Source organism: Chloroflexota bacterium (assembly GCA_026708035.1).
Lineage (GTDB): Bacteria > Chloroflexota > UBA11872 > UBA11872 > UBA11872 > JAJECS01.
The window spans coordinates 43698-55312 of the sequence record JAPOVQ010000025.1 but is presented as its reverse complement, the minus strand read 5'-3'; the positions used below and the strand labels follow the sequence as shown (position 1 = coordinate 55312).

Below are 11615 nucleotides of genomic sequence, written 5' to 3'. Positions count from 1 at the left end.
CAACCGCCCTCCTGACAGGACGGCGGCGCTCAGTGGTGATGGTGGTGCCGGTGACCCGGCGGTCCGTTTGGGCTCGCTGCCGGGACAGGAGATTCGCCACGCCCCCGGCGATGCCACCGTCGTACAGCGGTCAAGAGATAGGCCAGTCCGAGCAGGCCCAGGGCCGTCAGCACGGTGGCGCCGCCGGCCGAGGCGTCGACGTAAAACGCGATGGTCAATCCAACGATGGCGCTGAACACCCCGGCGACGACGGCCGTGGCCATGGCGAACCGCAGGCCGTGCGCGAGGCGCAACCCAACCATCACCGGCACGACGAGCATGGCGCCCACCAGCAGGACGCCGACCACTCGCATCGACAGGGTGATGGTGGCGCCGGTCAACACCGCCAGCGCCAGGTTGAGCGCACCCGTCCGCACCCCGTTCACTTTCGCCAGATCGTCGTCGAACGCGATTTGCGCCAGGTCGACAAAGAACACGCCGACGAACAGCACCACGGTGACCGTGATCCCGGCGAGGAGCCACAGGTCCAGTGGGGACACGCTGAGAATGGAACCAAACAGGAACGAGAAGAGGTCGACGTTGAAGCCGCCGGCGATCCCAATGACGACGACGGCAAACGCGAGTGAACCGTAGAGCACCACGGCCAGGGCCATGTCGCCCGGCAGCCGGCCGCGCGAACGCAGCTGCTCGACGATGATGGCCCCAAGCGAGGCCGCCACGAGCGCCACCGCCGAGGGAAACGTATTGGTCGCCAGTCCCACGGCCACGCCCATCAGCGCCACGTGCGCCAGCGTGTCGGCAATGAGCGAAAAGCGCCGCAGCACGACGAACATCCCGAGCGTGGGCGCCAGCACGCCCACGAGCACGCCGCCGGCCAGGGCGCGCAGCATGAACTCGTAGAGAAAGATCGACGGCATGACTAGCGGTGTTCGTGGAGCGCGTCGTGCACCAGCACGTCGACGGGCGCGCCGTAGAGCATGGCGATCTCCGTGTTGGTGAGCTCGTGGGGCGGCCCGTGTCGGACCAGCGTGCGGTTCATGCAGGCGACGGTGCCGGCCTCGCGCAGCATGGCCCCGATGTCGTGTGAGACGAGCACGATGGTGATGTTGCGCTCGCGGTTGAGGTCGCGCAGGACGGCGTACAGCTGCTCTTCGCCCGAGACGTCAATGCCGGCCGCGGGCTCGTCAAGGACGATCAGCTCCGGCTGGCGCACGAGCGCCCGGGCCAAGAGCACGCGTTGCTGCTGGCCGACGGAGAGTTGCGACAGACGCCGCCCCTTGTAGGACGCCATGCCCACCGCCTCGAGCGCCTCGATGACCTCGGGGCGCTCGGAGCGATGAAACAGCGCGAGGGGGGAGATGCCGCGATAGGCCCCGTGGGCCACCGTCTCCGCGACGGTGATGGGAAAGTCGCGCCAGGTCCCGGCGATCACCTGCGGCATGTAGCCGACGCGGTCCCAGTCGGCGAAGTCCACCGCATCGCGCCCGAAAAGCCGCACGGCGCCCGATAGCGGGCGGAGCAGACCGAGGGCGAGCCGGATCAGCGTGCTCTTGCCGCTCCCGTTGGGGCCCAAGATCGCCGCCAGCTCCCCGGCACGGATGGTGAGCGACACGTCCTCCACCGCCACCGTCTCGCCGTAGGCGAACGTCACGCAATCCCACTCGATGACGGGACGCGATGGCGACTCAGAGCACGTCATTCACACTCCAAGGCGATCCTGAGGTTCGCAAGATTGTCACGCATGAGTCCGAAGTAGTCGCCGTGCGCCTCGAGCTCGTTCGGCGTCACGCTCTCGATGGCGTGGATCGTGAGGAGCTCGATGCCGGTTTCGCGGGCGACGGTCTGCGCGAGGCGGTCGCTGAGCACGGACTCGACCAGGACATGGCCCAACTGCAGCTCCGTCACCCGGTCGGTGACGTTCGCGAGCCGCTGGGGCGAGGGCTCGACGTCGGCGGATAGCCCGGCAACCGGAATCTGCTCCAGGCCGAATTGCGCGGCCAGGTAGCCATACGCCGCGTGCGAGGTCACGAAGTGATCGTGCTTGCAAGCGGCGAGACCCTCCGCGAACTCCTGCTCCAGGGCGTTGAGCTCGGCGATGAGTTCATCCGCGCGCTGCCGGTAGCCGTCGGCGTTGTCCGCGTCCGCCGAAACAAGGGCGTCGCGGATGCGCTCGACCTGAAGGGCGGCGAGCGTGGGACTGAGCCACATGTGGGGGTCGAGTGCGCTCTCTTCACCCTCGTGGTGGCCGTCCTCATCGTGGTGCTCGCCGTCTTCGTCGTGGTGCCCCTCTTCGTCGCCGTGCTCACCCTCGTCCTCGTCGTGGTGGTGGCCTTCTTCGTCGGCATCCTCGTCGTGGTGCTCGCCTTCGTCTTCGTCGTGGTGATGGCCCTCTTCATCGGCCTCCTCGTCGTGATGCTCGCCTTCGTCTTCGTCGTGGTGATGGCCCTCGTCGTCGGCATCCTCGTCGTCGTGGTGCCCCTCTTCATCGGCGTCCTCGTGGCCGTGGTCGCCTTCATCGTCGTGGTGGTCAGCTTCATCCTCACCGTGGGTGTGAACCTCGCCTTCCATGGCCCGCGTCGGGTCGGCCGCCTCCACGACGATCGCGGTCAGGTCGTCCCCGATGGCGTCGATCGCGCCGTCCATCCAGGGCTCGAGCCCGATCCCATTCATGACGATCACGTCGGCATCGCCAAGCGCCAGCAAGTCGGACGGCGTAGGCTCGAAGCTGTGGGCCTCGATTCCGGGCCCGACCAGCACCTCAACCTCGGCCCGGTCGCCGCCGACACGCTCGGCGAAGTACCCCAGCGGATAGATCGTGGCGACAACCTGGAGCCGGTCGGAAGCGTCGTCGCTTTCGCCGCAGGCGGCGGTGAAGACGAGCGCTCCGAGAATGGCGGCGATCACGATGCGGAATCTCATTGACCAAGCTCCGACGGCGATTTCTTCTCGACACATAGTGTCACTCTAGGGCGCCCCACGCGAAAGTGCGTGGCCGGCGTCGCCCTAGCCTTCGCCTTGCAGAACCTCCGAACCGGTCCGGGTAGCGCCGGGAACCGCGGCCCGAAGCCGCGGATCCTTGCGCCGCCGCCCTGACGTGGGTGCCGTGGGATTCGTCATGCACCGCCTTGCGGTGGGCGAAAGTCACATGGTTCTACTCGATGAGAGGCCCTGCGGCCGCGGCGACGTCATCACTCGCACTCCAAGGCGAGCCTGAGAGCCGCCAGGTTGTCGCGCATGAGGCCGAAGTAATCGCCGTGCGCATCGAGCTCGTTCCCCGTCACGCTCTCGATGGCGTGGATGGCCCGGAGCTCGATGCCGGTTTCGCGGGCAACCGTCTGCGCGAGGCGGTCGCTGAGCACCGGCTCGACCAGGACATGCCCCAGGCCTAGGTCGGTCACGCGGTCCGTGACGCTGGCCAGCCGCTGCGGCGAGGGGTCCACTTCCGGTGAGAATCCGGCCAGCGCGATCTGCTCGAGGCCGTATTGCGCGGCCAGATAGCCGTAGGCCGCGTGCGAAGTCACGAAGTGCTCGTGCTGGCAGGCGCCGAGACCGTCCTTGAACTCCTGGTCCAGGTCGGCCAGCTCGGCCATCAGTTCGTCCGCGCTTTGCCGGTAGGCGGCGGCGTTGGCCGCATCCGCCGTGATGAAGGCGTCACGAATGCGCTCGACCTGTCGCGCGGCCATCGTCGGGCTTAGCCAGAAGTGCGGGTCGAGCCCGCCCTCCCCGTGGTGGTGGTGGCCCTCCTCGTCGTCATGGTGGCCTTCTTCGTCCTCGTCGTGATGGCCTTCCTCGTCGTCGTGGTGGCCTTCCTCGTCGTCGTCGTGATGGCCTTCCTCATCGTCGTCGTGATGGCCTTCCTCGTCGTCGTCGTGATGGCCTTCCTCGTCGTCGTCGTGATGGCCTTCCTCGTCGTCGTCGTGATGGCCTTCCTCGTCGTCGTCGTGATGGCCTTCCTCGTCGTCGTGATGGCCTTCCTCATCGTCGTGATGGCCTTCTTCGTCGTCGTGCATATGGACTTCGCCTTCCATAGCCAGCGCCGGGTCGGCCGCTTCCACGACGATCGCCGAAATCTCGTCTTCGACGGCGTGTATCGCCCGTTCCATCCAAGGCTCGAGACCGATCCCGTTCATCACGATCACGTCGGCGTCGCCGAGCGTCCGCAATTCGGACGCCGTGACTTCGTAGCCGTGCGCCTCGACGCCGGGTTCAACGAGCACGGTGACTTCAGCGCGGTCGCCGCCGACACGCTCGGCGAAGTACCCCAGCGGGTAGATCGTCGCGATGACCGTGAGGGGCTCGGAGCTCGAGTCGCCGGACGCTGCCGCTTCGGCGGCAGCGGGCGTTGGGGTCGCAACGGCCGCGGTTCGCTCAGGCCTCTCGTCGCTTTCGCCGCAGGCCGTAGCCAGGATCAGCACGCCGAAGAGCGCGGCGAGCACGATGCGGAATCTCACAGACGGACCTCCGATGGAGACTTGCTTACCGACATAGCGTCGCAATATACATTTATTGACATGCAGTCGCAATAAAGGACGAGCGTCGCCCCCAGCGGCTCATCCGCAGAGCGAGCGATGCGCCGGCCGTGCAGCGACACGGCACATCGACTATCCGGCGGCCACACATCCGAAGTCGCGGTCTGAGCGGCCGGGAGGACTAGGTCGCTCGACGTCCCTCGCCGTCGGCCCAATCGATCCACACGGTCATTGGCGTCGGGCCGCGATTGGCCCAGGCATAGAAGGGAATGGCCGTCAGGTCGGCGCCGTCATCGCGCCCGGCGGCGGGACCCTGGAGCACGGTCACGCCGCCCAAGAGATCGGAGCGGTCGTGCGGCAGAAACGCCGGCACGTCCGCCGCCTCCTGATAAAGCGCCTCGGGTTCGGTCTCCGGCGTGAAGGGCCGAATGTCCGCGCCCGACTCGACCGCCAGATTGCGAATGCCCGTCGCAGGGTTGTCGACGCCCTCGAAGCAGTAGAGCAACGGTCCGCGCATGAGGGCCGTCTTGCCGCGAAATTCCTCCGCCCGCGGATCGGCCTCCATGCCCACCACCGGCATCGGCAGGTCGAGCGTGATCAGGTCGCCGGCGGTCCAGATGCGCCGCAGCGCGAGATATGCCCCTCGACTGATTGGGTCGGCGACCGGCTCTCCATTGACAACGGCGCTCGCGCCGTCGCACCAGCCGGGAATGCGCAGATGCACCGCGAACTCCGCGGGCTCCGCGACGTCGAGTTGCAATTCGACGCGCCCGCTCCACGGGTAGGTAGTGCGCACGTCCACGCCGATCGGCGATCCGTCGGGCAGATGCCAGTCGATGCGACAGGCGTCGTAGAGGTGCACCCACACGCCGTCGTCGGACGTGGTGAACATATAGGACGGCACCGAGGGCATGAACCGGACCGCGTTGGCCCCGCAGCAGCCGGTGGCCGGGTTGCCCCATTGGTTGCGGGCCGGATGGTCACCGTCCGACAGCATCGGGCACAGATAGAACCAGCTGCGGTCGTCGAGGCCGACGTGCGGGAGCAGGCCGTTGTAGAGCGCTCGCTCGAGTTGGTCGGCGTAGGCGGCGTCCGGGTCGAGCATGAGCATGCGCCAGCTCCACATGACGTTGCCGACGCTTTCGCACAGCTCGAAGCCGTGGTTGATGTGGTCGAGCACGTTGCCGAGGGCGCCCTCCGTGAGGGCGAAGGACTCCGGCGTGATGCGCTCGGGCATCCAGTGGTCAACCGCAATGTGCCCGGTGACCTGCAGCTTGCCGCGCATCATGTCGCGCCAGATGGCGTGCAACTGGGCATGGAGCGCCGAATCGTGTCGCTCCGCCAGCAGATCCGCCGCTCCCCCGGGCAGGTAGGTCTGCCGCACGACGTGACAATTGAAGTGCTCCCAGCGGCCCTTGCCGGTATGGGGGCCGATCTCCGGTTCCTGCTCCATGAGCAGCGCGGTGAAGTGCGCCGCCAGCCGGAAGATGCGCTCTTCGCCGGTCGCGCGCCAAAGCTCCACCAACGCCATCTCGATGCAGGGATGCTCGGCGAACTCGCGGCCCTCGTACTTGGCCGCGATGGCGTCCGCGACGCGGACGGCCACGTCGAGGAAGTTCGTCTCCCCGGTGGTCCGGTGATGCGCGACGGCGGCCTGGATCAGGTGACCCGGCGTGGCGAGCTGATAGGAATTCTCGAAGTCGTCGCCGTAGTACGCGGACCAGAACTCGTCGCTGTCATGCGCGGCCACGATGCCGGTGACCAGCTCGTCCATGAGCGCGCGCAGGTCGGGGTCGTCCACGGATTGCAGCGTGAAGGCGCAGGCCTCGACCACCTTCGCGACCGCCGCGCGCCAGGAGTGGCGGATGCGGCGGCTGTTGCGGCCCTCGAAGCTGGCGCGCATGGTGTCGAGCGCACCTTCGATTCGAGAGGGATCGCCGGTCCGCGCGTAGTGCGCGAAGGCGCGGAAGGGCGCGACCTGGCCGTCCTCATCCAGCCACGCCAGAAAGGCGGCGATGCCTGCTGTGCGGTTGCCTTCCAGGCGCGGCTTCCAAAAGCCGTCGCCCATCGTGACGGCGTGAATCGGCACGGGGCGCAGGCGGGCATGGGGGCTGTCGGTCGTATCGACCGCCCCCGCGAGCCGCCAGCGCGGCTCGGTGGCGCGCCCGCCGCTATTCCCAGGCAAAGCCGTAGAGCCGCGAGCGCCGCAGGTAGAACTTCGCGGCCACGTCGTCGCGCGGAGCCACGCTGCCGCCGGACCAGCGCGCCGGCTGCGCCTTGGCGTCGCCGTGCCAGGCCACGTAGTCGTCGCGGCTGAAGCCCTCGATCGGGTTGCCGTCCGGGTCGAGCAGCTCGACCGCTAGCTCGCCCGGGCCAACCGTGGAAGTGGCCGCGTTGAGCAGCAGTTGCTTGCCAGCCGCGGGCAACGGGTGGGTGGTGAGCGTACCGACGTTGACGCCGCCCGAGGCGGACACCGCCGCCCAGTAGCGATCGAGCTCCCAGCTGGCGCGGCAGAGGGCGCCATTGAAGATGTGGAGTGACGGCTGGTCGGAAAAGATGTCGCCGTGGACGCCTTCGAGCGCGCCGTAATACATATAGACGCGGCCCTCGTGCTCGATGAAGCTGTGAGTGGGCCAGAGCATGCCGCCGCCGTAGTCGCCGAGCGGCGTGTTGTCGAGCGTGGGGCGGCGCGCCGGACGCTCCCAGATGCGGCGGTCGGCGCTGCCCGCGAACTGCCAGTTGATCGTCTGCTCGCGCAGGTTGTAGCAGCAGAGCAGGCCCAGGTGTCCGCCCTTGACCTTCAGCGGGGCCAGCTCCATGAACTGGAGGTCCTGGGCGTCCTTCCAATCGGGTTCGATGATGACCTCGATCGGCGACCAGTTCGATCCATCCGGACTGGTGCGCCGGCCGATCACGCGGCGGCCCATCGGGAAGCAGTCGTAGGGGATGGCGCCGCCGGGATGCATGGTCGTCCCGACCTTTTGGATCAGCTCGTAGCCCCCGTCCTCGGCCTTGAAGTAGGCCGAGTGGTCGGCCCCGCCAATGGGCGTGGTGTAGGGCATGATCATGCGGTTGCCGATCGTCATCACCTCGAGCAGCGGCCCCTCCTCGGCGTTCCAATGGATGCCGTCCGAGGAGAAATAGCGATAGACGGCCGTCGGATGCCGGTCCTCGCCGGGCCGCCGCGGAATGCCGGGAATGAAGTTGGCGCCGATGCCCTCGGGCCGCCCCGGCACGCGCATGGCGAACATCTCGTAGCGCCGCTCGGGCTCCTCGTCCGGATGGATGAGCACGGAGGCGAACTGCGACGCGCCGCCCGAGTCGTGGTCGAAGATGATGTTGGTCTTCGGATATCCGGGCTGGGGGGCGATGTCGAGCTCGGGCCGGGTCCAGTTGACACCGTCTTCGGACTCGCAGTAGGTCAGGCGCCGGAAGGCCTCGAACCGCTCCTCGCCGGCTGGCGTCGAGAGATGCCAGCCCTTCCACAGGCCGTCGATGGGGTCCTTGACGAAGGTGCCGTGGGCGAACACCGACCCGCTGTCCCAGGGGAAGTGCGGCTCGAGCAGCGGATTGGCCGGATCGGGGACCGCCGGCTCGACCCGAAACGCGAGCGTGTCGCAGTCGGCGATGTCGTCATTGAGCAGCATCGACAGGCAGTTGGTCCGTGGCATGGCGCTCTCGCTCGCTGTGGGCGATGCCGCGCTGAATAGACTGCGCGGGAGTGGCTGAGTTTAGCGGAACAGGCCGCCCACGGTGCCGCTTCGCCGCGGGGCAAACCCGCACGACGACGGCCGACTGCTACAACTGCGTACCGACCATTGCGACAAACGCGAAGTCAGCCCGTGGCGAAGGAGTTGACTAGTAGAGACACCGTCTGAGCGCCGCGGCGCGCTGCGCGAAGTTTCGGCGCTTTTCCTCAAGCTCGGCGTGCTGGGCTTCGGCGGGCCGGCGGCCCACATCGCCATGTTCCGCGAGGAAGCGGTCAACCGCCGCAAGTGGCTCTCGGACCAGCGGTTCATGGATCTGGTGGGCGCGACCAGCCTGATTCCCGGTCCCAACTCCACCGAGATGGCGATTCATCTGGGCCTGGAGCGCGCCGGCTGGCGGGGGCTGGTGGCCGCGGGCGCGCTATTCATCCTGCCGGCCTTTCTGATCGTGACCGGGCTGGCGTGGGTTTATGTCGAGTTCAACGAGGTTCCCGCGTTGCAGTGGGCGCTCTACGGCATCAAGCCGGCGGTGATCGCGATCGTGGTCAACGCGATCGTCGGATTGGCCAAGACCGCGCTGGGCAAGGTGTGGACGCTGGTACTGGCGGTCGGCGTGCTCACGCTCTACATCGTGGGCGTCAACGAGCTGATCCTGCTGGCCGCGGCGGGCGGCATCGGCCTGCTCGCCCGAGCCCGTGAGTGGCCCGGACCCGGGGGCCGCGCCCTGTTCGGCCTGCTGCCGCTGGGTGCGATGCCGGCCGTCCTCACGGCGGCGAGCACCTTCAGCTTGGGCCACTTGTTCTTGCTGTTTCTCAAGATCGGCGCGGTGCTCTACGGCAGCGGCTACGTGCTACTGGCCTTCATGCAGGGCGACTTCGTGGACCGGCTGGGCTGGCTGACCCAGCAGCAGCTGCTGGACGCGGTGGCGGTGGGCCAGATGACGCCCGGCCCGGTGTTCACCACCGCCAGCTTCGTGGGCTACATCCTCGGCGGCTGGTCGGGGGCGGTGCTGGCGACGGTGGCGATATTCCTGCCGTCGTTCGTCTTCGTCGCCATGCTGAACCCGCTGGTGGCGCGGGTGCGCGCCGATCGGCGGGCGAGCGGGTTTCTGGACGGGGTGAACGCGGCGGCCATCGCCCTGATGATCGGCGTGGCGGCCACGCTGGGGCGCGCGGCAATCGTGGACGTGTTCACGGGCGTGCTGGCGGCGGTTTCGCTGGCGCTCGTGATTCGCTTCCGCACGACGGCGACGTGGCTCGTGCCCGCGGGGGCGGTGCTGGGGGTGATCTATCAGCTGGTCGTGCAATAGCCAGGCCACTCGAAGGCCGTTTCTCTCACTCGTTGACACCAGAAAAAGTGGCTAGCCCGGCGCGTTGGCGTATCCTGAGGGGCGCAGGGTTGAGGCCAGCCTGGGGAACCACGAATGGCAGTCGAAACGGCGCCGGTCGAGAGCACTGACGAGCTGGCGGAGAAGCTCGCGCACTTCGAGCGCGAGGGCTGGGTGATCTTCGAGGGCGTGTTCGATCCCGAGCGCGACTTCGCCGCGCTGTTCGAGGACTTCGAGCGCATCGCGGAACGCCTGGCCGATGAGGAGCTGACGGCGGAGCAACTCGCGGCGTGGCCGCGCGACGGCGACCTCCAGGCGAAGCTGATGTACCTCGCGGAGTGCGCCGGCAAGATTGACGGGGCGCCGTTCGATCCCTCGATCCGGCCCAACACGGTCGCCACGGCGGACCGGGACCCCTACCTGGGCAAGCCCGCCTTCGATCTGCTACGCCACCCCAAGCTGCTGGACGTCGTCGAGCCGTTCGTGGGATCCGAGATCTACTCGTGTCCGATCCAGCACGCCCGGCTCAAGGTTCCCGAGCGATTTCTGGCCCAGGACGACCGCCTTGGCCGCGCGACCCCGTGGCACCAGGACCACGCGGTGCAGTCGCGCGAGGCCGACGACACCGACATGATCACCGCGTGGGTGGCCCTGAGCGACGCCATGGCGGCGGACGGGTGCTTGAAGATCGCTCCGAGGAGTCATCGGCAGGGTCTGGCGCAGCACTGTCCGAACCCCGCGAGCGGCGTCCACCTGCCCGACGGGATCATGTCCAAGGAACGCACGCAGCCGCTGCCGGTGCGCGCGGGATCGGTGATCGTGTTCTCCCGCCACCTGATGCACGGCGCGATGCCGAACCTGGGCGACAGCGTGCGCATGAGCCTGGACCTGCGCTATCAGCACCCGGACGCGCCTTCGGGCCGCGGCTACCTGCCGGGGTTCATCGCCCGCAGTCGCTCGAATCCGTCATCCGAACTGCGCGACCACCGCGAGTGGCGGCGGCAGTGGATCGAGGCGCACGAGCGGCTCGTGGCTCATCCGCCGGAGACCACCGGGCTGCGCTGGGACATCAACCACCCGCTCTGCGCGTAGCGTTCAGCGCTTGTGGTGAGCCCTTCGGCAGGCTCAGGACAGGGTTTGTCGAACCACGCCCTTCGACGTCGCTCAGGGCGAACGGATTGTGATCGGGCGGGTTTGAAACTCGCCCCTACGTCCTAGGCATATCTGGATTCCGGCTCTCGCCGGAATGACGAAGACTTCTAGCGCGCCGCCATGGCCGGCTGGTGCTGCTCCAGCCAGCCCCGCAGGGGAACGTCCTCGTCCGTGGGGGACGTGCGTCCGTGCTGGCTCGTGGAATAGCCGAGCAGTTGCCGGCGGATGGGATCGGCCGCCTCCCAGAGATCTGGCGGCACGGTCACCTCGTCGCGGGCGTGCACCCAGCGATGGGAATAGCCGTAGAAGAGCGCCTTGCGCACGATGGGCGCGTAGTTGGGCGATCCGGCGTGCCAGAGCCGTCGGTCGAAGAGGACCGCGGTGCCGGGCGACACGCAAACCGGCATGGCGCCGTCCGGCTGGCCGCGACCGGACGCGGGAATTTCGATTTCATTCCGCAGGTGGCTGCCGGGCAGCACCCAGAAGTTGCCCCGGTCGGGCTCGCTGGCGTCGCTGAGGAAGTAGGCCACCTTGAGCGAGAGCCGCGGGCGAGGATTGGTTTCGAGGTCCTGGTTGATTTGCCCGGAGTCCTGGTGCCAGCCGAGCGTGGCCTCGGCGCCCCCGTTGGAGGGCCGGTCAATCTGCTCCGCCGTGATGTAGTGGCTGTGATAGAGGTGGATGTTCCAGCCGAGGATTCCCCACACCTTCGGGAGCGTGCGGGGATGATCCACCAGCTCGATCAGGGCGGGATCCAGACCGGCGACGTCGATGGCGTTCACGCGACCGGCGCGGGCGCCGTGCGGCGTGTGGGTGTAGCCGCCGCTCGCGACCAGCCGGTCCATCAGCTCGCTCAGCTCGGCGACCTTGGCGTCGGAGAGCGCGTCTTCGACGACGAGAAATCCATCCCGCTCGAAGGTCGCCGCCTCGGAGTCGGTAAGTGCGAATTCCAAGCAAGTCGGG

At 67.9% G+C, this 11615-nt stretch carries 9 protein-coding genes; 2 read left to right on the top strand and 7 right to left on the bottom strand.

The genetic code is table 11. The features are described 5' to 3' along the window. Positions 1 to 29 precede the first annotated feature (29 nt). From OXG33_10465 to OXG33_10440, 6 genes are all read right to left on the bottom strand, one after another. Positions 30 to 917, bottom strand: coding sequence for a metal ABC transporter permease (locus OXG33_10465; protein ID MCY4114345.1), 888 nt, complete (start codon positions 915 to 917; stop codon positions 30 to 32). Positions 918 to 919: 2 nt separating this feature from the next. Beyond that, entirely contained in the window at positions 920 to 1699 is a 780-nt protein-coding gene (locus OXG33_10460) for a metal ABC transporter ATP-binding protein (GenBank protein ID MCY4114344.1), read from the bottom strand. After that, the gene (locus OXG33_10455; GenBank protein ID MCY4114343.1) at positions 1696 to 2919 is read right to left on the bottom strand and encodes a zinc ABC transporter substrate-binding protein; all 1224 of its coding nucleotides are present in this window, start codon (positions 2917 to 2919) and stop codon (positions 1696 to 1698) included. The genes OXG33_10460 and OXG33_10455 overlap by 4 nt, the downstream gene beginning before the upstream one ends. A gap of 269 nt (positions 2920 to 3188) precedes the next feature. After that, positions 3189 to 4451, bottom strand: coding sequence for a zinc ABC transporter substrate-binding protein (locus OXG33_10450; protein MCY4114342.1), 1263 nt, complete (start codon positions 4449 to 4451; stop codon positions 3189 to 3191). A gap of 199 nt (positions 4452 to 4650) precedes the next feature. Continuing rightward, on the bottom strand, positions 4651 to 6654 hold the full coding sequence (locus OXG33_10445; GenBank protein ID MCY4114341.1) for a glycoside hydrolase family 127 protein: 2004 nt from the start codon (positions 6652 to 6654) through the stop codon (positions 4651 to 4653). After that, positions 6641 to 8140, bottom strand: coding sequence for a hypothetical protein (locus OXG33_10440; GenBank protein MCY4114340.1), 1500 nt, complete (start codon positions 8138 to 8140; stop codon positions 6641 to 6643). Before OXG33_10440 ends, OXG33_10445 begins: the two co-directional genes overlap by 14 nt. A 220-nt stretch (positions 8141 to 8360) precedes the next feature. Between OXG33_10440 and chrA the strand changes: the two genes are divergently transcribed. Next, positions 8361 to 9485: a chromate efflux transporter gene (gene chrA, locus OXG33_10435; protein ID MCY4114339.1), complete on the top strand. Its 1125-nt coding sequence runs from the start codon at positions 8361 to 8363 to the stop codon at positions 9483 to 9485. Between the two features lie 114 nt (positions 9486 to 9599). Then, a complete protein-coding gene (locus OXG33_10430) occupies positions 9600 to 10595 on the top strand; it encodes a phytanoyl-CoA dioxygenase family protein (protein ID MCY4114338.1) in 996 nt (331 codons plus the stop codon). A gap of 167 nt (positions 10596 to 10762) precedes the next feature. Here OXG33_10430 and OXG33_10425 read toward each other — a convergent pair whose 3' ends face one another. Then, positions 10763 to 11605 (bottom strand): phytanoyl-CoA dioxygenase family protein, encoded by an 843-nt coding sequence (locus OXG33_10425; protein ID MCY4114337.1) that lies wholly within the window; start codon positions 11603 to 11605, stop codon positions 10763 to 10765. Positions 11606 to 11615 lie beyond the last annotated feature (10 nt).